This is a genomic window from Mycoplasmopsis pullorum, assembly GCF_001900245.1.
Lineage (GTDB): Bacteria > Bacillota_I > Bacilli_A > Mycoplasmatales > Metamycoplasmataceae > Mycoplasmopsis > Mycoplasmopsis pullorum.
Map to the genome: position 1 here is coordinate 261,876 of NZ_CP017813.1, position 23,160 is coordinate 285,035.

At 28.5% G+C, this 23,160-nt stretch carries 19 protein-coding genes, 2 tRNA genes and 1 other RNA gene; 12 read left to right on the forward strand and 10 right to left on the reverse strand.

Annotation, left to right across the window (positions count from 1 at the left end; genetic code table 4):
• Window positions 1–31 precede the first annotated feature (31 nt).
• Window positions 32–305: RNase P RNA component class B (gene rnpB / locus BLA55_RS01000), an RNA gene on the reverse strand.
• Window positions 306–430: 125 nt separating this feature from the next.
• On the opposite strand from rnpB, the gene BLA55_RS01005 reads away from it, so the two are divergent.
• The 5 genes from BLA55_RS01005 to BLA55_RS01025 all read left to right on the forward strand — a co-directional run bounded on the left by BLA55_RS01005 (window position 431) and on the right by BLA55_RS01025 (window position 5,209).
• A complete protein-coding gene (locus tag BLA55_RS01005) occupies window positions 431–943 on the forward strand; it encodes an MAG0490 family ComEA-like DNA-binding protein (RefSeq protein WP_157089899.1) in 513 nt (170 codons plus the stop codon).
• Window positions 944–1,008: 65 nt separating this feature from the next.
• Window positions 1,009–2,208 (forward strand): ComEC/Rec2 family competence protein, encoded by a 1,200-nt coding sequence (locus tag BLA55_RS01010; protein WP_073372266.1) that lies wholly within the window; start codon window positions 1,009–1,011, stop codon window positions 2,206–2,208.
• A gap of 16 nt (window positions 2,209–2,224) precedes the next feature.
• Window positions 2,225–3,160, forward strand: coding sequence for a DNA polymerase III subunit delta (holA, locus tag BLA55_RS01015; RefSeq protein ID WP_073372267.1), 936 nt, complete (start codon window positions 2,225–2,227; stop codon window positions 3,158–3,160).
• Window positions 3,108–4,493, forward strand: a complete 1,386-nt coding sequence (locus BLA55_RS01020; protein ID WP_157089900.1) for a hypothetical protein — start codon at window positions 3,108–3,110, stop codon at window positions 4,491–4,493. The genes holA and BLA55_RS01020 overlap by 53 nt, the downstream gene beginning before the upstream one ends.
• Before the next feature lie 5 nt (window positions 4,494–4,498).
• Window positions 4,499–5,209, forward strand: a complete 711-nt coding sequence (locus BLA55_RS01025) for a pseudouridine synthase (protein ID WP_073372269.1) — start codon at window positions 4,499–4,501, stop codon at window positions 5,207–5,209.
• Between the two features lie 38 nt (window positions 5,210–5,247).
• Here the strand turns inward: BLA55_RS01025 and deoC are convergent, their stop codons facing one another.
• From deoC to BLA55_RS01050, 5 genes are all read right to left on the reverse strand, one after another.
• Window positions 5,248–5,910: a deoxyribose-phosphate aldolase gene (gene deoC, locus BLA55_RS01030; protein ID WP_073372270.1), complete on the reverse strand. Its 663-nt coding sequence runs from the start codon at window positions 5,908–5,910 to the stop codon at window positions 5,248–5,250.
• An 18-nt stretch (window positions 5,911–5,928) separates the two neighbouring features.
• Window positions 5,929–7,224 carry a pyrimidine-nucleoside phosphorylase gene (locus BLA55_RS01035; protein WP_073372271.1) on the reverse strand — a complete coding sequence of 432 codons (1,296 nt, stop codon included), beginning with the start codon at window positions 7,222–7,224 and terminating at the stop codon, window positions 5,929–5,931.
• A 14-nt stretch (window positions 7,225–7,238) separates the two neighbouring features.
• The gene (gene deoD / locus BLA55_RS01040) at window positions 7,239–7,943 is read right to left on the reverse strand and encodes a purine-nucleoside phosphorylase (protein WP_073372272.1); all 705 of its coding nucleotides are present in this window, start codon (window positions 7,941–7,943) and stop codon (window positions 7,239–7,241) included.
• Between the two features lie 197 nt (window positions 7,944–8,140).
• Window positions 8,141–8,216, reverse strand: a tRNA-Lys gene (locus tag BLA55_RS01045).
• A gap of 15 nt (window positions 8,217–8,231) precedes the next feature.
• Window positions 8,232–8,320, reverse strand: a tRNA-Leu gene (locus BLA55_RS01050).
• Window positions 8,321–8,558: 238 nt separating this feature from the next.
• Between BLA55_RS01050 and BLA55_RS01055 the strand changes: the two genes are divergently transcribed.
• A complete protein-coding gene (locus tag BLA55_RS01055; RefSeq protein ID WP_073372273.1) occupies window positions 8,559–10,679 on the forward strand; it encodes an ATP-dependent Clp protease ATP-binding subunit in 2,121 nt (706 codons plus the stop codon).
• A 46-nt stretch (window positions 10,680–10,725) separates the two neighbouring features.
• Here BLA55_RS01055 and BLA55_RS01060 read toward each other — a convergent pair whose 3' ends face one another.
• The gene (locus BLA55_RS01060) at window positions 10,726–11,586 is read right to left on the reverse strand and encodes a YgjP-like metallopeptidase domain-containing protein (RefSeq protein ID WP_073372274.1); all 861 of its coding nucleotides are present in this window, start codon (window positions 11,584–11,586) and stop codon (window positions 10,726–10,728) included.
• 174 nt (window positions 11,587–11,760) lie between these two features.
• On the opposite strand from BLA55_RS01060, the gene BLA55_RS01065 reads away from it, so the two are divergent.
• Together BLA55_RS01065 and BLA55_RS01070 are read left to right on the forward strand one after the other, a co-directional pair.
• On the forward strand, window positions 11,761–12,630 hold the full coding sequence (locus BLA55_RS01065) for a PTS sugar transporter subunit IIAB (protein WP_235631839.1): 870 nt from the start codon (window positions 11,761–11,763) through the stop codon (window positions 12,628–12,630).
• Window positions 12,631–12,685: 55 nt separating this feature from the next.
• On the forward strand, window positions 12,686–14,242 hold the full coding sequence (locus BLA55_RS01070; protein ID WP_073372275.1) for a potassium transporter TrkG: 1,557 nt from the start codon (window positions 12,686–12,688) through the stop codon (window positions 14,240–14,242).
• Window positions 14,243–14,296: 54 nt separating this feature from the next.
• Here the strand turns inward: BLA55_RS01070 and BLA55_RS01075 are convergent, their stop codons facing one another.
• On the reverse strand, window positions 14,297–15,898 hold the full coding sequence (locus BLA55_RS01075) for an MAG3240 family lipoprotein (RefSeq protein WP_073372276.1): 1,602 nt from the start codon (window positions 15,896–15,898) through the stop codon (window positions 14,297–14,299).
• Between the two features lie 28 nt (window positions 15,899–15,926).
• On the opposite strand from BLA55_RS01075, the gene BLA55_RS01080 reads away from it, so the two are divergent.
• Window positions 15,927–16,358, forward strand: coding sequence for an ABC transporter permease family protein (locus tag BLA55_RS01080; RefSeq protein WP_157089901.1), 432 nt, complete (start codon window positions 15,927–15,929; stop codon window positions 16,356–16,358).
• Between the two features lie 24 nt (window positions 16,359–16,382).
• Here the strand turns inward: BLA55_RS01080 and BLA55_RS01085 are convergent, their stop codons facing one another.
• On the reverse strand, window positions 16,383–18,740 hold the full coding sequence (locus BLA55_RS01085) for a PTS sugar transporter subunit IIABC (RefSeq protein WP_073372278.1): 2,358 nt from the start codon (window positions 18,738–18,740) through the stop codon (window positions 16,383–16,385).
• 143 nt (window positions 18,741–18,883) lie between these two features.
• A complete protein-coding gene (locus BLA55_RS01090; protein ID WP_073372279.1) occupies window positions 18,884–19,300 on the reverse strand; it encodes a hypothetical protein in 417 nt (138 codons plus the stop codon).
• A 50-nt stretch (window positions 19,301–19,350) separates the two neighbouring features.
• On the opposite strand from BLA55_RS01090, the gene hrcA reads away from it, so the two are divergent.
• The 3 genes from hrcA to dnaK all read left to right on the forward strand — a co-directional run bounded on the left by hrcA (window position 19,351) and on the right by dnaK (window position 23,121).
• A complete protein-coding gene (hrcA, locus tag BLA55_RS01095) occupies window positions 19,351–20,367 on the forward strand; it encodes a heat-inducible transcriptional repressor HrcA (protein WP_073372280.1) in 1,017 nt (338 codons plus the stop codon).
• Entirely contained in the window at window positions 20,357–21,244 is an 888-nt protein-coding gene (grpE, locus tag BLA55_RS01100) for a nucleotide exchange factor GrpE (RefSeq protein ID WP_073372281.1), read from the forward strand. Before hrcA ends, grpE begins: the two co-directional genes overlap by 11 nt.
• Window positions 21,245–21,333: 89 nt before the next feature.
• On the forward strand, window positions 21,334–23,121 hold the full coding sequence (dnaK, locus tag BLA55_RS01105) for a molecular chaperone DnaK (RefSeq protein WP_073372282.1): 1,788 nt from the start codon (window positions 21,334–21,336) through the stop codon (window positions 23,119–23,121).
• Window positions 23,122–23,160 lie beyond the last annotated feature (39 nt).

Consider the following 23,160-nt stretch of genomic DNA (forward strand, 5'->3'; position numbering starts at 1 on the left):
AAGATAGCGATAATGCTATCTTTTTTATAACATCTATAAACCGCTTTCTGTACCTTTATTCAAGGTGCTAACAATTTATCTAATTACATGAGTAATTTTTTAAATAAGTTCATTTTCCTATTTAAAATTCCTATACCAAAATTTTAGTTTCTAGCTCATGGAGTTTACCCGTTTCACAATTCTCGTCTCTGTGGCACTTGTCGTCTAGGCTCAAGTTTATTAAACTTGACATGAACACTACGAACATCTCAGTTCGTGCTAGTGCGGATTTTCCTCAACCAAAATGGCCGCTGTTAGCCGATGTCAAAAAAATAATACCACAATTTTCTAAAAAAACAAACACTCAAACGAAAGAACTACAAACCAAAACCAAAAAAGTTTTTTTTTTTTTTTTTTTGAAAATTGAATTTTATTGCTCATTAATAATGAGATGAAAAATAGTAAACCTTGAAAAATGTATTTAATTTTAATTATCCTTTTATTAGCATTAAGTGTAACTGTAGTTATCTCAAATCATAATTTAGTTCAAAAAAGCTCTATTAGTGAAAAATACATAACAAAAACTAATGAATATGTTTACCAATTAAGTGGAGCGGTTAAGTATGCAAAAGTATCTTCAATGCAACCGCTAACATATCGAGAATTATTTTTAAAAGCAAAAATAAACGAAACATCTGACATTAGTTCGTTTAGTTTGAGTAGTTTTGCAAAGTTAAATGACGTGATTTTTATTCCTTTTAAAGACGAAAAAATAAAATTTAATGATATTACATCACCATCTGAATTAGTCCGATATGGAATTAAAATAAAAATTGCAGAAGCCATCATAAAATTAAAAAACGATAAGGACACAAATTTAACGTGAGAAGATATTGGAAATGTACAAGGAGTTGGTCCAGTTACACTCAAGCGATTGCAAAAATATTTAATACTAGAGAATTAAATTACACATTAAATTTATTTTTGATTATTTTATTTATTTACAATTGAGTTGAATTCAATTATTTAATGAGTGCCGGAATAATAATATTAGCTATATTATTGATTCTTTTTTCTAAAACTTATAAACTAATTTTTGTTACTTTATTAGGTTTATTAATAACATATATATTAATTAACACAATTAATTATTTTTATGATAAACATCAAATATCAGAATTTTTGGTTTTAGATAAAACTCCAAAAGGATATTTAATTTCATGAAATACTAATCGATATATGTTAATTTCATCTCAATATTTAAAAGAGGGATATCGCTACAGTGGAGATATAAAAATTCTCAAAAGCTCAGACGAAACCAAAATCAGCTATTTCACATTTCATACAATCGGTTTTTTAAAGGTTGATAACATTATAGAAAAAAATGCATCTCCAACTATCCAACACCATATTAAAGGTTTGTTTGAAAATTATCCTAAGTATTACAAAAAATATTTTATTAATTTAGTATTTGGATATGGTTACCATGATCTTAAAGTAGAAATTTATTACACATTTCTTAAATTAGGTATTATGCATTTTGTTGTTGTTAGCGGAATGCATTTTAGCTTTGCATACTTTATCTTAGATTTGTTACTTAAAAAAGTTAAAAATCCTATGACTAAAAAAATAATCAAATTCATAGTAATTTCCATTTATTTTTTAATGTGTAAACTCTCAATTGCTACAATCAGGTCGTTTTTGTTTTTAAGTTTATGAACTTTTATTGGAAACTATCGACAACAAAAATTTATTATGAATGCAAAAATATTCATTGCGATTTGCTTGTTCATACCACATTCAATTTATAATACGAGTTTTTGATACACATTTTTAATTTCTCAATGCATTTACTTTTTATTTTTGTTCGAATACAAAAAGAAAATATATTTGAGCATTATTCTGTTTGTTTTGGTGCAGGTTAATTCGCAATTTTTAAATATATGATATCGTCACCAACTAAATATCACAACTTTTTTGTATGTACCGCTATTAAGTCCATTGATGGAAATTACTTTTTATATAGCAATATTCTTTTTTCCTTTTTATAAATTTTTAGACAGTTATTTTATGTTCGTAGATCATATTTTTGAATTTTTATCAAAATGAGTATGAATTTTGGAATTTGATTGAACATTTCATTGATTTGGTTTTGCAATAATTGTTGCATTGAGTAATTCAATACAATTTATAATATGAAAAAACATTTGTATTAATAAAAAATTGTAAATATAATATATTTATTATGTATTTACTTTTTGGCGAAGAAACTTATTTTATAAATCAAGAACTTAATAACATTAAAAACAATTTTAGTAAATTGAATATTGAAGATTTTGATAATTATTCAAATTTGATCGAAATAGTCGATAGAATGAGTTCTTTTAGTTTATTTTCAGAACCGAAATTATATATATTTCGCGATTTTCCGATTTTTAATGATTCAAAAGCAAAAATTGAAGGTATTGATTATTTTTTAAATTATTTAAAAGAAAAAAATGATCAAAATGAAATAGTTTTTATTCACAATGACACAACGATTGCAAAAAATAGTTTTACCAATTTCGTTCTCGGTAATTTTAAAGTAATTGAAACTAAGAAAATTAAAAATAAAGACTTACCAAAAGTTTTAGTAGATTATGTTAATGCTTGTGGTGGTAAACTAACTATTTCTGATGCTCTTTTATTAACAGAGATTTTACCGAATAACTTAAGTATTATAATTTCAGAAATCGACAAGTTATTATTAGAGGATAAAAATATAACTATTGACATAATTAATAAAAGTGTTCCACAGTACAATAGTGACGACACTTTTGCTTTTTCGAATTCTATCGAATCTGGAGATTTTGTTTTGATTTGGTCTAAATATAAGGAAAGACTTCATGAAGGTGATACAATTCTTCAAATGATTGGTCAAATTTCGAGACTATTTTGTTTAGCTTCTAAAATCAATTCATTCAAAAATTTAGATTTTACATTATTACAAATCGCAACTTATTTAAAAATACATGAATTTAGAATTAAAAAAGCAAACAATTTACTAATGAAATTTGGTGTTCGAAAAATTGAAGAAATCATAAATACATTGTCAAATTTAGAATATGACTTAAAAACAAAAGGAGTAAATGATGAACAAGCATTCGAAGTTTTCTTGATTAAATATTTTGGAAACAACTAAGCGAAAATTAGGTTTTTTTAAAACTAACAAAAGTAACAAAACCTACATTTATTTAGATAAAAATATCTTGTTATCTAATAATTTAGAAATAATTGAAAAATACTTGATTTCAACCAAAGAAAGAATTCAAATTTTAAGTCATATTCAACCAATAGTTGTAATTCCAAATATTCATGCAATTTTTAATTTCCTATTTTCAAATGATCAAAATCAAATCAAAAATAAGCAAGAAATAATTAGAACTATCAAATTATTTTTGGCAGAAATTCGTCGAAACGGTTTATTTGTTTTTTTTGAGATGGATATTAATGATATTTATGAATATGAGTCAAACCTAAAAAGAATTTTAGATTTTAAAGATTTTGAATCTGGAAAAACAGAAAAAAATAACTATTGAGTTCAAAAAAAACAAAACGCAGAAGAAAAATACGACGTATCTGATTTTTTAAAAACTCAAGCTTTAAATTTGAATTTATCAGAGAGCGGTGAAAACAAATTTAAACTGTCACTTTATTATGTTTTAAAGTATTTTAAAGAATCATTTCTAATTGATGGAATAGTGTTTACTAATTTAACTAATTTTGTTTTTTTAAAAAATAAAAACGATATTAAAGACTCTTTAAATGAAATGGATTATTTATTGAGTAAAGCGAGTTTAGATATGAAAATTAAGTTTTTACTCAAAGAAGAAATTTTTGATAAAAAACTTTTCAAAGAATTCAAAAAAATGAACGTTTTTATTGATATTGTCTACAATGTAGAAATTAAAAAACAAAATTTTAAGGACGTGCTTAAAACTATCACTTACTACAATAAAAAAGGAATTAGTCCATTTTGAAACTTTTATTTAAGTGAATTTATTAATAACAATCAAATTACTACTTTTTACTCAATTGATTATATTACTTCTTGATTAACATTATTATTCTTGATTAGCCCATCGATTTTAATTAATTATTTTAATAATTTTGATAAATTTGACGTTAATTTTAAAAACTTTCTTATTAAAAATTTTAATTTTGAAAAAGATGTTGTTTCTGCAAATTTAGACATGGAAAAATATTTAATTGACTTTTTATCAAAAGTTCACAAATTTTATTATCAAATGCAAATACCTATTTCACAAGTACATAAGGTTAAAATATCATTTGTTAATAAAAATTTAGTTCTTTTTAAAATTAAATTGGAAGAACGAAATTTGATCGCTTATTATAACCTTTCCAAGAAAAATTTCTTTTTAGATTTTAGCGGTAATAAATTAATTTTTAACTCGAAATATGAACTTTTAGATAGAAAAATAACCCCATATCAGGTATTGGTTTTTGAAAAATAGTTATTATGAGAATCGAAAAATTTTTGTCAGATCAAATTGGTTTGAGCAGAAGCGAGATCAAAAAAATAATTCAACGCAAAAAGATTATCGTTAATGGTATAACTATAAATAAATCAATTGATATTAATCCTAATTGTGATTTGATCAATTTTGATGGCAAAATTATTCAGTACAAAGAATTTGAATATTTTGTTTTGAATAAACCAAAAAATTATGTAAGTTCGACCGTTGATGAGAATAAATATTTATCAGTCTTAACTTTAGTACCATCAAAACGAAAAAATTTGATTATTTTTGGTCGTTTAGACGTGGACACAGAAGGATTAATGATAGTGAGTGATGATACAAAAATGTATCATGAATTATTCCATGGTAAAAAAGATATTACTAAAACATATTTAGTGAAATTAAAACAAGATTTAACTCAAGAAGAATGTGAAAAAATTGAATCAGGAATTCAATATGACAAAGATCTAATTGCTAAACCATGCAAAGTTTGATATCTCGATTCAGAGGATAAAAAAACTGTTTTGATTCAAATTAGCGAAGGCAAATTTCATCAAATAAAGAAAATGTTTAAAAGTGTTGGTAACGAAGTGCTGAGTTTAAAAAGAATAAGTATAGGTAACATGCACCTTGATTCATTAAATCTCCAAACTGGTCAGTGTCAGGAAATCAAACGAGAATTTTTATTGGAAAAAATCTTTTCAAGCTAAAGAAAAAGGATGGAACTTAAACCATCCTTTTTTGTTTTCTAGTATCCGCCTTTAGCTTCTTTACCTTCTAAAATTGAAACAGTTCTAGAAGTACCAAAGCGAGTAGCTCCTGCATTGTACATCGCGATTAAATCATCTAAATTAGAAATTCCACCAGCAGCTTTAATTTCAATTTGATCAACTACGACTGATTTCATAATTTGAATATCTTCAAGTGATGCACCACGATATGAAAAACCAGTTGAAGTTTTAACAAATTCAGCACCTGATTTTAAAACAATTTCAGTTGCTTTTTTAATTTCATCGGCAGTTAAAAGTGCTGTTTCGATAATAACTTTTAAGATGTGCGATCCACAAGCAGATTTAACAGCTTTAATGTCGTTTAAAACATATTCATAGTCTTTTTGTTTTAATCTACCAATGTTAATAACCATGTCTATTTCGTCTGCACCATGATCAATTGCAAGTTTTGCTTCATGTGCTTTAGCTTGAGAAATCATAGCACCTAAAGGAAATCCAACAACAGAAGTAATTCCAATACCACTATTAACTAATTTTTCTTTAGCATATTTTACTCATGAAGAATTCACACAAACAGTTTTAACATCATATTGAATTGCTTCTTGAATTAGTTTGTCAATATCTTTCTGTGTCGCTTCAGGTTTTAAATATGTATGATCAATCATTTTATTGTAATTCATTTTGTAATATCTCCATTTTTACTTTAATTTAGCTAAAATTATTTTATTTTCAACTTTTTCTTTGTTAATTTTGTAACCATTTTTCAATTCATCAATTAATTCTAAATCAATTGGTTTTGACGAGTAAAGTTTAAAAATGGTATCACCTTTTTGTACAGGTTCATTTGTTTTTTTAACTAAAGTAATACCTGCTTCATTGTCAATTGAATCTTCTTTAGTTGCACGACCAGCACCTAATTTCATAGCTACAATTCCGAATGTTAGAGCATCAAAAATTTCAAGGAAACCATCTTCGTGAGCTTTAACTTCAACTGAGTATTCTGGATGTCAGAAGTTTTTGTCTTTTAATTGTTCTACGTCACCTTTTTGTAATTGAACAAATTCATAGAATTTTTCTAATGCTTTACCATTTTCAATTACTTCTTTAACTTTTTGAAGTCCTTCATCATGAGATTTTACTAATTTAGCTTGTTCTAAAATAGTTGCACATGAGCTATAGACTAATTCAGTAAAATCAGCAGGACCTTCACCTTTAAGAGTAGCAATCGCTTCTAAAACTTCATTTTTGTTTCCAATTTCACGTCCAATTGGACGAGACATGTTGGTAATTTCAGCGCGCACATCAACATTTAATTCTTTACCGATGTTGATCATGGTTTGTGCTAATTTTTTAGCACTTTCTAAATCTTTCATAAATGCACCATTACCACATTTAACATCTAATAAAATTGCATTTGAACCTGTAGCTAATTTTTTAGACATAATACTACTTGCAATTAAAGGAATCGATTCAACTGTACTGGTTACATCACGAAGAGCGTAAATTTTTTTGTCAGCAGGTACTAGTTGACTTGATTGTCCCACCACGGCAATTTCGTGTTCTTTAACTTGTTTAATAAATTCTTCTTCACTCAATTCAACAGTAAAACCGGGGATAGATTCTAATTTGTCAATTGTTCCACCAGTGTGTCCAAGTCCACGTCCACTCATTTTGGCCACAGGAGCTCCACAAGCGGCTACAATTGGGGCTACTGATAAAGTTGTTTTGTCCCCAACACCACCAGTAGAGTGTTTGTCCACTTTAATTCCAGGAATTTCTGATAGATCCATCACGTCACCTGAATGCATCATAATTTCGGTGAATTTTGCAATTTCAAATGAGTTCATTCCATTAAACATAACAGCCATTAGGAATGCTGACATTTGATAATCAGGTGTTTGACCTGTAACATAAGTATCTAAGAGAAATTTAATTTCTTGTTCATCTAATGAATGATTTAAACGCTTCTTTTCAATAATATCTACTACACGCATTTTTTACCTTATTTCTATTTTGCTAATCTTAGAGCAATTTCCATCATTTTAGTAAATGCAGTTTGACGTTCTTGAGCACTTGTTTCTTCATGTGTGATTAAGTTATCACTAATTGTTAATAAGCAAGCAGCTTTTTTACCTAATTTTTCTGCATTTGTGAATAATGCGTATGATTCCATTTCGACACAAAGAGCTTCAGATTCTTTAATTCTTTCTTCAAGTGGTACCGAAGAATAGAAAACGTCTGAACTGTGTACACGTCCTTCATGTAATTTTATATTTAAGTCATTTGCAATTGAACGAATTTGGTCACACGCTTCAGAATTAGCACTAACAACACGTCCTTCTTTACCTGAAACTAAACGTCTAAAAGCATCTGAATCTGCAAATGCTTCTGTAGCTAAAACTACTTCATATAAACCTAAATCTTTTTTATATGAACCTGCTGAACCAATTCTTACAATCATGTCAACATCATAAAAATTGAATAATTCATATGAATAGATTCCAATCGATGGACATCCCATTCCGCTTCCAGCAACAGTTATTTCTTTACCCTGATATTTTCCAGTAAACATAAACATATTTCTAACTGTATTTACTTTTTTATATCCAGGTTCTAAAAAGTTTTCTGCAATAAATTGAGCTCTTAAAGGATCTCCTGGCATAATAACAATTTTAGCAATTTCATCTTTTTTTGCATTAATGTGTGGTGTCATTTTTTCTCCTTAAAATTTTGTGATTATTGTATTGAATTTTATTAGTTTTATTTAATAAAATATACCTTATTAATTTTATCATTTTGGTTTTTCATTTCCTTAGTTTTTTCTTTTTGTTTCACAAATTTGCACATTTTTAGCACAAAAAATGCATAAAAAAAGCGACTTAGAAAGTCGCTTGGTCAAATATATTGAAATGGTACGCTCTAGAGGATTCGAACCTCCGACCCAATGGTTAAAAGCCATTTGCTCTACCTGCTGAGCTAAGAGCGCATCTCCATTTTTTAATGGTGCCCAGAACTGGACTTGAACCAGCACGGTCTTTAACAACCGAGGGATTTTAAGTCCCTTGCGTCTACCTATTCCGCCACCTGGGCAACTTGTGAGTTGCTAAATAATTATATAATAAAAAAATTTTTTAAAAAACTTTTTTATATATTTTTTATTAATTACTTAAATCAAGACATTAATTTTTATATCTCAAAATAAGCTAACTTATTATAACAGAGAAAACCACAAATAAAAACAAAAAATAAAATTTAGCAATTAATTGTATAGACTGCTAAAATTTGTGGTAAAATTATAAATATACAACGAGCAAGGAGGTTGTTATTTATGGAAATGAAATACGAAAAAAATGAAAGTGCATTAGTTAAATATGGTAGAAATTTAACTAATTTAGCAAAAGAAAATAAATTAGAACCAGTTATTGGTCGTGATGAAGAAATTAGAAGAATGATTAGAATTTTAAGTCGTAAGACTAAAAATAATCCTATTTTAGTTGGTGAACCAGGGGTTGGTAAAACCGCTATTGTTGAGGGACTTGCTCGTAAAATTATTGAGAATCAAGTTCCTGAACACTTAAAAAAATGTGAAGTGATTGAATTGGATTTAGCTTCTTTAATTGCTGGAGCATCATATCAAGGTCAATTTGAACAAAGATTAAAAGACGTAATTAAAGAAATTGAAGACAAAAAAGATGAAATTATTGTTTTCATTGATGAAATTCATATGTTAATCGGTGCTGGTAAAACTGGTGCGGATTCAGGTATGGATGCAGCAAATATCATTAAACCATTAATGGCACGTGGTGTTTTACATTTAATTGGAGCAACTACATTTGATGAATTCCGTAAATATATCGAAAGTGATCCAGCACTCGAAAGAAGAATGCAAAGAATTGATGTTAATGAACCTTCAATTAATGACACGATTACTATTTTACGTGGTTTAAAAGAAAGATTAGAAAGATTCCATAAGGTTAAAATTGAAGATAATGCTTTAATTGCAGCTGCAGAATTATCAAGTAGATACATTAATGATAGATTTTTACCTGATAAAGCAATCGATTTAATTGATGAAGCTGCAGCAACAATAAAAACAGAAATCAATTTCCAACCTGAAGAATTAGAAAAAGCTAAAAACGAAAAAATTAAATTAGAAATGGAAAAAGCTGCTCTTAAATCTTCAAAAACAGCTTCAAAAGAAGCAATTAATAAGATTAAAGAGCAAATTGAAACAGTTAATGGACAAATTAATCAATTAAACCAAAAATGAGATTTAGAGAAAAATAGATTACATAATTTATCAAAATTACAAGAACAATTAGATACATTGAATCACAAAATGACTTTAGCTCAAAATGATGGTGACTATGCTTTAGCATCAAAAATTAAATATAGTGAAATTCCATCATTGCAAACTAAAATCAACGATTTATCTCAAGAAATTGAAAATGATAATTCAGCATTAGTTCGTGATACAGTTACTCAAGAAGAAGTGGCTAACATTGTTTCAAAATGAACTAAAATCCCTGTTAATAAGTTACTTGAAACTGAAAAATCTAAATTGATGAACATGGAACAAAAATTAAATGAAGTTCTAATTGGACAAAAAAAAGCTGTCGAATTAGTTTCGCAAGCTATCATTCGAACTAAAGCTGCAATTAATGATCCAAATAAACCATTAGCAAGTTTTCTATTTTTAGGACCTACTGGGGTTGGTAAAACTGAATTAGCTCGTAAATTAGCTTATGAATTATTTGACAGTGAAAAACAAATGATTCGTTTAGATATGTCTGAATTCATGGAAAAACATTCAGTAGCAAAAATTATTGGTGCTCCAGCTGGTTATATTGGATACAATGACGGAGGTAATTTAGCAGAAAGAATCCGTAAAAATCCATACACAATTTTATTGTTAGACGAAATCGAAAAAGCTCATAAAGATGTACTTAATATATTCTTACAATTATTAGATAACGGAATGATTACAAATTCAAAAGGTAAACAAATCAACTGTCGTAATTTAATTGTAATTATGACTTCAAACTTAGGAAGTGAAGAAATAATCAACTCTAAAAAAGATATTAACCAAACTAAATTACGTGAAATTTTATTAAAATTCTTTAAACCAGAATTTATTAACCGGATTGATGAAATTGTTCCATTTAAACCTTTAAGCAAGGAAAATCTTAAACTGATTGTTAAACTTGAACTTTCAAAACTTGAAAAACGAATTTTTGATGCTAAAAACGTTAAAATCGACTTTAGTGAAAGTGTTATAACTAAAATTGTTGATGATGCATACGATCCTGAATTCGGAGCTCGTCCAATTAAAAGATACATCCAAAAGAATGTGGAAAATGTGATTGCTTATGACATTATCCAAAACAAACTTCAACCAAATGCGAAATACTTAATGGATATTAAAGACAATAAATTTGTGATTGATTAATAAAAATGCACATATTCTGATTGTAGAATGTGTGCTTTTATTTTGCTTACAATAAATTCTCTAAAAGGTCAAAATCTTTAATTAACTCATTACCTTTTTTATAAAATTGAGCATTATGCGGATTTGAAAAATGATTATTTTTAAAATACGAATGTAATAATTCATGTACAACAATATTTTCAATTATGATTTGATTTCAAAAAACCATCTTAAAAATGTATTCAATGCGATTTTTTTGAACTCAATTTTGAGCAATTACATTTTTTCTTCGCAATTTTGCTGCGATTCCAATTTGTGAACTTGGTAAATTCAATTCTTTTTCTCATTTACTCTGTATCGACTGAATTTTTGAGTAGAGAGCATTTTCTAAAAAACTCATAAAAAATGAATTTCGCTTACTCATATATTTGTAAATTTGATTTTCCACATACACATTAATCTTACGATTTAGTTCATCAATTTGGACTTCATTTTGTTGGTTATTAAATCAGAAAATTTGATATTTTTGACCAAAAAATGAAAAAGCAGATCCATCTAAATAAAAGTCGTCAGTTAAATTCTCTGTTTCTTTTATAACTGTTTCATAGTAATATAAAATCTGATCGAGTCATTTTTGAAACTTGCTATTAATTAACAAACGCGGACTCAATAATTCTTTATAAATATTTTTATGAAGATAAATTATTCTTGGTGTTTGTGGATTTTGAAACGGAGGACCTTGATATTTTTTTCAATACGTAAACATACTTTTGGGATTAGATCTTTTGACTTGATGCAATGATAAAAACAAGGTGTACACTACACCATTAAACAAATAATTAAAACCATAGATGTAATTTTCTTGTTTTCAAAATCCAAGCGAAAGGAGATTTTTTTCAATATTTTGCAGTTCTTCAATTCGATTCATTTATTTCCTTAAAATCCTTTTGATTATATAATTTTTTCTCTTTGAAAGACCTTTTCGCAACGTGGAAAAGATAACATATTTATTATATTAGTTGATTTATCGATTTATATAAATTTTAAACTTTAAAATATAATTTATACAGCATATAAAAAACATAAAAATTTGGAGATATTTATGGATTTAATGAAAAAAATTAAAGGACTTTTTAATAAAGAAAAAAGTTCTGAAAACACAAATGTTGTAGTTGATGATTTTATTAGAAATGTTGTTACTAACTTAGGTGGAATCGACAACATTACAGGTTTTAATAATGGTGTTACAAGATTAAGATACGACGTTAAAAATAGTTCATTAGTAAATGCTGAAGAACTAAAAAAACTTGGTGCTGAAGAAGTTTTAGTTTTAGGACCTAGATATGTTGAAGTTAAATTCGGAGATCAATCAGAATTTATTAACTCACAAATTAGACTTGCTCAACCAGTTTTAAAGAAAGAATTAGCTAAAAACGCTCACCTACAAGATGGTAACTTAGCTTCTAAAGCTGTTTTATCAGATACTTCTGAAGTACAAACTGAAAGTATTGATAAAGTTAAGCTTTTAGCACCTGCAGCTGGAGCTATTATGCCGCTTGAAAGTTTAAATGATGGTGTTTTCTCTGAAAAAATGTTAGGTGAAGGATTTGTAATTGACATTTCTCACGAAAAAAGCGTTGACGTTTTATCACCTATTTCAGGTAAAGTCGTTTTAGCATTCCCTACCAAACACGCTTACACAATCGTTGACTCACACGGAACTGAAGTTATGGTTCACGTTGGAATTAACACTGTTAAAAATGGTGGATTAGGTTTTGAAGCTCATGTTGTTCAAGGACAAGAAATTAAAGCTGGTGATAAATTAGTAACAGTCGATGTTGCTCGTCTAGTTTCAGAAAAATTAAATCCAAATGTTATATTAGTTGTAACAAACGACTCTCAATTCAAAAAAATTACTAATTTAGCTCGTGAAGTTAAACCGAAAGATGTTATTTGTGTTTTAAAAAAATAATTAATTATTCCATCACGGAATAATTTTTTATTTATTTACTATAAAATTTAATATTATGAATTGAAAAAATTTCAATATTATTCGTAAAAAGTTAGGTACTCATAAGTACATTTTATTAATTTACTTATTAATCGTCATCCTAGCTTCTTTATTACTGTATTCTCCTTGGACACAAAATACTAGTTACTTAGTTGAGTTAACTGGTAAACAAAAAGCAATTCCACGAATTAGCTATATTAATGCACTTTTTATTACTGCGAGTGCATTTTCTGACACTGGATTAGTTGTGGTTGACACTTTTAGGCAGTGAAACATGTTTGGTCAAAGTATCATCGCGATTCTCATTTTACTCGGTGGAATTGGTGTTTTCGCATTGAAACTCTTTTTGATTAATTGATTATTTAGACGTAAAACTACAACTTTATCTGAGATTAAATTGATAAACAACGAACGTGGTAGTGATGATATTGCTCAAACCTTTAAATTGGTTGTTACAGCAGTTAAATTCTTATTATTGGTGTGTTTAATTTTCGGTTTTATTCTGACTTTTTATTTCTATTTTGTCGGACCAGAGCATCCAAAAGATTTCGTAGATCCTGCAAGCTTTATTAATCCTAAAGGAAATTGATCAATGTCATTTCGTTTTGGATTTTTCCATTCAATTAGTGCTTTAAATAACGCTGGATTTGACATTCTTGGTGAAAATTCATTTATGCCATATTATTTAAACTATGGCTTACAAGCAATTTTTATTATTTTATTATTAATTGGTGGATTAGGATATCCAACTATTTATGATATTTACTGTTTTATTGTTCATAAAATTACTGGTAAAAAGAATAAATATCATTTTAGTTTGTTTTCAAAGGTTTCACTTACAACATATTTATTAGTAACAATTTTTGGATTTTTACTTATTTCACTCACTGAAATTCTTTCGAATTCAAATAATACGTTTTGAAACATGGAAATGAACGGAAGTATTTTTGCGAAATCTTTTGCTTTATTTTTCTGTTCATTATCAACACGTAGTGCCGGTTTTTCGTTCATTGACATGAGCCAACTAAATTCGAATACTGCCGTAATACTGTTGATTATGATGTTTATCGGAGCGGCCCCAGCTTCGACTGGAGGGGGAATCCGAACGACAACTTTTGCGATTATAGTTGCAATGTTATTTAATAAAATACTTGGCAAACCACGTACTAGAATGTTTAAAAGAACAATTTCATTAGAAACTGAAAAACAAGCACTTTTAGTTTTTGTTATCAGTATTTTCTTGCTTATTATTATTAGTTTAATTTGTTCAACGAGCTTTGAAAGTTATGGTGGAAATATAAAAACACACTATAGTAAAGTTAATGACGGCCTTCAAAGCAAGGAAGATCAATATTTCTCAATGACACAAATTATTTTCGAAGTATCTAGTGCTTTCGGTACTACCGGTCTTTCAACCGGTATGACTAAATACTTTAATATTGGAAGTAAAATTGCATTAACTTTATTAATGTTTATCGGTCAATTTGGTATTAGTTCAACAATTTTAGTTTGAGGATTTAAAAACTACTCCAACAAGTTTGAATATGTCCAAAGTGACTTAACTACAGGATAATAATAAAAAATCAAGACGTCAAAATGTTTAATAAATTAACGTCTTGATTTTTTATTATACCGATCCTTTAAAACCTTTAAGTTCGAAAGTGTTACCGAATTCAAATTGAATTTCTCTGTTATTGTAATCGTAAAATCACAATTCGATAATTAATTTACCGGGATTCTCAAATGATTTAACTCTTACCTCAACGTATTTGATACTTGAATTAAAATCTTGATCTCGAGATATCATATATTTTAATATTTCATCGTTAAGTAAAAATGAAAATCAATAAAGTGATCAAGATAAACCTGATTTTTTTGATGCTTCATACATTTCATACGCTTCAATTTGATTTTGACGACGACCATCTCAAATACTTAAATTATTTTTTAATTTATTTTGTAATTGGTTAATAATACCTTGAATAAACTCTCTAGATACTGTTTTATAGTCAGTAAAGTTATTTTTTTTGTAATCTCAATTCACAATTTCACCGTTTTGAATTGTTTTATAATTACTCATTAAATGATGGTGTGAATTAAAATCAACAGAATATCATGGATATTTAACAAAATCACCATGTGGCATTTTTTGTACATGGACATATATTTTTGCAACATTCCTCTCTGGGACAAATTCCGCAAATTGACTGTCCCCATCATCTGCTTTTGGTATTTCAATTCAATATGCAATATCTTCTGTTTTTTTGTAATCTGGAACTTCTACATAGAACATCTCTTTTTCATTTGAAATTAGATAATTAAAACCTTTTGCATTAAAATTGTTACCATTTTCAAGTAAAGAATCAAAACTAGTAAAATTTAGAGCACTTGCATTAATTAGTAATTCAGGATCTGAAATATATTCATTAAATGTAATATTTTCACTTGTATTTTTAAACGAGTAACTCGGATTAATTGTTGAATATTCAAAGAAATTGCCAAGATAAAGAGTTGTTAAATCTTGATTATCTGAATAATTTTTTAATTTTAAGGCGAGTAAATTGTCATTTATTTTTTCGATATCATTTATTGAAACAAGATATTCTTTGTCAAATCTAAAAGCTCTCAAATAGAAATTAATTATATGTTCATAAATTTCTATTTGTTTATCATTATTTTTAAAACTTTCAATTCTTAGTTTTTTTGGAGGAATAAACTCAGGAAAAATATTTTTTCAATAACTAGATTTTTCATTTAACATTGAATATAGATAGTGAATATTTGGTTTTATTATTTCATTTGGATAAAGATCTTCGAATTTAGTTCGAATTGTATAACTATTATCTTTTTCAAAATCGATTCCTGTAGGAAAAGCGATGACGTCATCAATATTTACTCGTTTTGCTTCTTTAAAACCAAAATGATTACTTGGCCTAAAAAATAAGTTTATAAGTTTATTCTTATTTAAATCAAATTTGTTAGATTCATTTTTTTGATTATTTTCATATTGAATTTGATATATAAATTTGTTGTTAATTTTTATAAGATTATTAACTACTTGACGATCGAATAAATAGAAAAATTGCTCACTTGTATAATTTTTTGTATCTGCTTGAAATTCATATGAATTAGTATCATTAGATACTAAACTGCAAGCAGACGAAAGATTGGTGCATGTTAAAAGTACACCGAATGATGATAGTAATTTTATTTTTTTGCTGATACTCATACTTATATTTTATATAATATTCTCACCTATGAGCAAAAACAGAAGAAATGACAAGATAAAAAGAAGATTTGTTAAATGAAATCCATTTTTTATGGCAGTTTTTCAGAATGGTGGATTTCTTTTACCTTTATTCTTTATTGGATTAGCCTTTTTGTGGATTTGATTTGTTTGAACTTTACTTGGTAATTTTTATAAACCAAGTTTTGAAAATGGTAGTGTGGTTGTTAAAACGATCTTTTGCATGATTATTTTTTATTTGATGATGCTTTTTGCAGCATGATGAATTTTAATAATGATTTTATTGATTTTTGTCGGATTTCTATATATCAAAAGACAAACACATAAAGAACGATTTACATTATTTTTAATTATACTTAAAGCTCTCGCTTTTGATTTTCGCAAATACTCTTATGATGAGATCTTTAGTAACGAAAACTATGATTTAAGTAATAAAAAATAGGAAAAACCAATTTCCTATTTTTTATTACTTAACTAAAGCAATAGTAGTTTCTTTGCTTGATACATTAGTGTTTAATTTTTGAATTTTAACACTTGTTTTTGATGAATCAGGAAGAATTACAGTTACTAAATCACTCTTTAGTTTCGCATCACGAACAACGTCTAAGTTAACTTTAGCAACTAAGTCACCTTTTTTAACTTTTTGACCTTGTTCAACACAAGCTTCGAATCCTTTTCCGTTTAAGTTTACTGTGTCAATACCAATGTGTAATAATACATTAATACCATCTTCGGTTGTAATTCCGTAAGCATGTTTAGTAGGGAATACTAAAGTAATTGTCCCATCTACTGGTGAGAAAATACTTGCGTTGTGTTCAGCAGCGAATTCAACTACGAATCCCTCTCCTGACATTTTTTCTGAGAATACTCCATCATTTAATGTTGCTAAAGTTTTAACTTTACCAAGTGCTGGTGCACTTAATTCAACAACTTTTCCGTCGCTTGCTTTATTAGCAGGTTGAGTTTCTTGTTCAATTAAGTTTTCAACTTTGTCATTTAATAATTCTGGATGTTGTAAAATGTATTCTTTAATTTTTTCACGTTGTGCCTTAATTAATGAATTAAGTTGCTCAGCTTGTGGACCAAAGATTGCTTGAACGTGTTTACTTCCTTCACGTTTAACTCCACTTGCCCCAGCAGCTTTTAAAGCTTCATCACTTACTTTATTTGCATCAACAACGTCATATCTTAAACGTGATGCACAGTTGTTAAATGCACTAATATTGTCAATTCCACCATAAGCTAAAACAACAGCTAAAGCTCTTGGATCAACTGACGAATTAGAATCTTTTTTCTTTAAGTAATCGGCTTTGGTAAATAATTTAGTATTTGAACCTCTACCTGGTGTTTCAATCTTGAATTTAACAATTAATGTGTAGAAAATTCCAAAGTAAACAAAGAAGTAAGGAATTCCAACAATTAATGTTCAATAGAAGTTTGTCCCTTTAGCAAAAGGAATAACACCATAAATAATTAAGTCTAACATTCCCCCTGAAAAGGCCATTGGGACATGCACTCCAAGAATGTTTGCTAGCATGAATGATACTGCACATAAGAATGCGTGTACACCTCAGAATAATCAAGGTGCTAAGAATAAGAATGTAAATTCAATTGGTTCAGTAACCCCAGTTACGATACAGGTAATTACTGATGGTAAAACTGTCCCTAAAGCAACTTTACGATTTTCTTTTGGAGCTGCAAGAATCATTGCAAGACCAGCCCCGGGTAATCCGAAGATCATGAATGAGAATTTACCATCCATAAATCTTCCAATTTTAAATCCTAATTCATCTGAAATGAATTTGAATAGTGGCATTGAGTATTCTTTACCATTAATTGATCACGAAACATCATTAAATGGAAACTTCAATAATGCATTTGACGCAGTTGAATCACCAACGTATTTGTTAGGATCTAAACTAATTTGTTTCTTAAGTTCTAATAATGCAGAACCTAGAACTAAACCTTCTTTTCCGTTTTCTCATACTTGTAAACTTTCATTTAAGTCACCACCAGCATTTGAGTATCATAACGGAGCATAGAAAACGTGGTGCAGACCAAATGGTACCAATGATCTTTCTACATATCCAAAAATAAATGATTCAAATCCGTATGGAACTTTCCCTAAAGCGTTACCAAATTTACTTAATGCTACTCCAACTCATGGTCAAAATAGTAAATATAAGAAAGCTAAGACAATCATTGAAGGGATAGTAACGATTGCTACAAAACGTTTACCACCAAAGAAAGAAATTACTTGTGGTAATTGAATTTGATGAAATCTATTGTATAAATATTGAACTACTAAACCTACTGTTAAACCACCAAAAACAGATGTTTGAAGTGATTTTGTCCCCAAAGTAGTCCCGACTAATTTTTCCAATGTTTCTGGATCACGACCAGCTCCAGTGAATAAAATTGAGTAACCAGTTGTAACATCAAAGATAAACACACTTTGAATTGCATTAAAGACAAAGTAACCAATAATTGCTGCAAAAACAGCAACACCAGCTTCATCTGTAAAAGCAATAACAAAAGCAGCAGCAAAAAGCAACGGTAATGCACTAAAGACAGGATCACCTAAAATCGAAATAAATTTACCAAATGTTTCTAAAGCGAAATTGTTGGTTGAGCTACCTTGAGTCGCAATAGCTGCACCAACACCTAAGAAAAATCCAGCAATAGCCATAACTGAAATAGGTAACATAAATGCACCAGAAATTTTCGAAAGAATTTTTCTAGCTTTTCCTGAATTACTATTGTCAGTCGCTTTTTTCTCTTTTTTGTTTTTCAAAAAAGGAATTTTTGCTATTAATGTCTTCATTTTTCTCCTTTCTTTAATTGTTACTATTCTTTCTTTATTAAAGAAAGTAACTTATTTATTATCTATAAAAATAAATAAAAAGCTCATTGTTTTAACAATGAGCATGATATACTATGGAAAAGTTTCGACACTTATGATTAATTTTATGCCATAATTGGTGCGAAAAATAAATAAACTCCAATAATCACAAAAACTAAACCTAAAAACAGCGGTAAATTGTACTTTGCTCTTTGTCAAGATGGTAAATATAAACCAGCTTGTTCATAGGTCTTGTGCTTATCTCTGGGATGGTTTTCGCGAAAAGTCTTTAGTTGTTCATTTTTGTAGTCTTGAATTTTGTGTTTTGTTAAAAAATAATATACAAACGCTAAAATTCCAAGAACAACAAAAATCGCCGCCATACTATAAAATAGTGCTGAATTTTCTTTATAAAAGTTTTTCGATGTTGTTTCATTAATTTGTGCTAAAAAGTAAAGTTTTTGTGTTTGAGTTGGATTCATATTATTTATTTTATCTAAAATTGTCCAATCTGCGACTGATTTTGCAGATTTTTTTAGCAATTATATATTTACTTTGCTAATTTTTCAAAAAACTTGATAAAATATATTACATGAAAAAAATTAGTTCTAAACACGAAGAGATTCTTAAGTTAACTACTAAAATGTATATCGAGCAAGGAGATGCGATATCTTCAAGCAAGATTTTAGATCATTATAAATTAAATATGTCTAGTGCAAAAATTCGTTATTTAATGAATGATTTAGAAAATGAGGGTTACCTTGAAAAAGCTTACAGCTCATCTGGACGGATTCCGACAATTAAAGGTTTGGACTACTATGCTCGTTTCTTGAGTCAAGATGAAGAAAGTAATATGCTTAAAAAATTACGTAAGTTATTTCACCAACGTAAAAAAAACATTGATAATACTGTTGATGAAGCTGCTAAAATCATTACCGAAGCTACTGGACTTACGATTGTTACGGCACAATCTAATTCCAATGCACTACTTAAAAGTATTCAATTGGTACCACTAAGTGAATCCAGTGCTACAGTGGTTTTAGTCATTTCTACCGGTGAAGTATTTTCAAAAATGATCTACTTAAATACAAGTAAAAACGAAATTGAAGATTTAAGAATTGCAATTCGACTTTTTAAAGAACGTTTAGTTGATGTTCCGATTTATCAACTTGCACAACGTGCCTTGAGTCTTAAAAGTATTTTAGCTCAAGCAGTTCACAATTACGAAGATCTATTCGAAAGTTTTATTGAAAATGTTTTCCAATTTCAAACTCAAGTCAAAACTAATGTTTACGGAAGAAACAATATTATTTTAAGTGAAGATATTTCACGTGAACAATTGCACAAAATGCTTAATATGCTTGAAAATCAATCAATTTGAGAATTAATTGAGAGCGAACAAAAAAATGATGATGAACGACTTAAAATTTCAGTTGATTCTGATGGTGCATTTTTATCCAAAAAACTCGAATTAGATAATCAAGTAACTGAAATTACAATTATCGGAGCAACTAAAAGCGATTACGCCTCAATGCGTGGAGCGATTTGTTTATTAGAAGAATTAGTACGAACAAAAAACGATTCAAAGGATGGTAAAAATGATGAATAATAATCAAAATACAAGTACAAATAAAAAGAAAATTAAAATTCATAATGGTGATATCATAAAGGGACAATTTAGTTTTTTTCTAGATGGTCACGAACAAATTCCTTATACTAAAGAACTCGAATTAAAAGTTGGTAATAGAAGCTACATCAACCGATTAGATGATTTTTTAATTAATCGTAATTTCCACTCAAACATGGAAGTTCAATTTATTTTTCCAAAAAATTGTCCTAATCCTGATTGAGCAAATAAAAAAGCATTAATTAAAATAACTGATGCACAAATTATTAAACAAAAAGAAATTAATCAACATTTAGAAGAGTCAACAAAAGAAAAAGATTCACAAATTGAATTGTTATCTGCTGAAAATGAAATTTTGAAATTAAAAATTAAAAATCTTGAGGTTGAAATTCAAAAAACAGCACAAACTTATTTAGATAAAGCAAAAGAATTGACCGCTAAAGCTCAAGAAGAAATTTCTAAAAGCAAGTTAGCAAACAATGAAAGCTTAAAAAACGAAATTAATGCTGCAAAAGCTTATGCGTTACAATCATTTGCTGAGGATTTTCTTACACCTTATAATAATTTTAAATTAGCAACTCGTGCCGGGGAAAATAGTAGTGACTCAAGTGTCCAAAATTATGTTTATGGATTTAAAATGATTGAAAAACAATTTAATGATGTTTTAAATCAACACGGACTCGAAATCATCGAGGGACAAGTTGGGGACGAATACGATCCTGAACAACATTATGCAATTGATATTGTTTACGATCAAAACAAGAATGATAATGAGATTAAACAAAATAAAGCTTTCGGGCTTAAATTAAACGGCCGTGTGGTAAAACCAGCGACAGTTGTAATTTACAAAAAAAATTAGCAGAAAAAGCTTTGAACTGCTAAAAAATGTGCTAAAATATTTACAGTAAAGCGAAAAAAGAAATACAAGTTTAACCATAGGAGGCAAATATGGCGAAAGAAATTATTTTAGGAATCGACTTAGGGACAACTAACTCAGTAGTTGCCATAGTTGAAGGAAAAAATCCAATTGTTTTAGAAAATCCAAACGGTAAAAGAACAACTCCATCAGTTGTAAGTTTTAAAAATGACGAAATTATTGTTGGTGAAGTAGCAAAAAGACAAATCGAAACTAACCCTAATACAATCGCATCAATCAAGCGACTAATGGGAACAAGTAAAACAGTTCATGCAAATAATAAAGATTATAAACCTGAAGAAATTTCAGCTATGATTCTTTCTTATTTAAAAGAATATGCTGAAAAGAAATTAGGTCAAAAAGTGTCAAAAGCTGTTATTACAGTTCCTGCATATTTTGATAATGCACAACGTGAAGCAACTAAAATTGCTGGTAAAATTGCTGGTTTAGATGTTTTACGTATTATCAACGAACCAACTGCAGCTGCATTAGCTTTTGGTCTTGATAAAGGTGAAAAATCAATGAAAGTGCTTGTGTACGACTTAGGTGGTGGTACCTTTGACGTGTCTGTTTTAGAACTTGAAGAAGGAACATTCGAAGTACTTTCAACATCTGGGGACAATCACTTAGGTGGTGATGATTGAGATAACGAAATTGTTAAATGAATGATTAACAAAATTAAAGAAAACTACAACTACGATCCAAGTCAAGACAAAATGGCAATGGCTCGTTTAAAAGAGACAGCTGAAAAAGCGAAAATCGACTTATCAAGTCAATCAGTTGCAAACATTAATTTACCATTCCTAGCAGTTACAGAAAATGGACCTGTTAACGTAGAATTAGAGCTAAAACGTAGCGAATTTGACGCAATGACAGCATATTTAGTTGATAAAACTAGAAAACCAATTGAAGACGCTCTTAAAGAAGCTGGAATTACAGCAAATGACTTGCATGAAGTATTATTAGTTGGTGGTTCAACTAGAATTCCAGCTGTGCAAGAAATGGTAAAAAGAACTTTAGGAAAAGAACCTAACCGTTCAATTAACCCTGACGAAGTGGTTGCTATCGGTGCTGCAATCCAAGGTGCCGTTTTAGCTGGTGATATTGATGATATCTTACTTTTAGACGTTACACCTTTAACTTTAGGAATCGAAACTGAAGGTGGGATTGCTACTCCTTTAATTCCAAGAAACACCAAAATTCCTACAACTAAATCACAAATTTTCTCAACAGCTGCAGATAACCAAACTGAAGTAACAATTCGTGTTGTGCAAGGTGAACGTCAAATGGCAAGTGATAACAAATTACTTGGTCAATTCAACTTAAGTGGAATTGAACCAGCACCTCGTGGAGTTCCACAAATTGAAGTGTCATTCTCAATTGACGTTAACGGTATTACTAAAGTTACAGCTAAAGACAAAAAAACAAACCAAGAACAAACAATTACAATTGAAAATAACTCAAAATTAAGTGAAGAAGAAATTAATCGTATGGTTAAAGAAGCTGAAGAAAACAGAGAAGCAGATGCAAAACGTAAAGAAGAAGTTGAAACCATCGTGCGTGCTGAAACTTTAGTTTCACAAATTGAAAAAGCTAACGCTGAACAAGGTGATAAATTAGACGCTAAAGCTAAAGAAGAAAGTGAAAAATTAGTTAAGGAAATTAAAGAATTAATCGAGAAAAAAGATATTGCAAACTTAAAACAAAAACTTGACGAAATTGAAAACGTAATGAAAAATTTTGCTAACTATGCAGCACAACAACAAGCTGCAAATTCAAATAATGATTCAACCGAAGATACAGCAGAAATTGTTGAATAAAAAAACGAAAAAATATTTAATTTTTATTAAAAAAGCGTG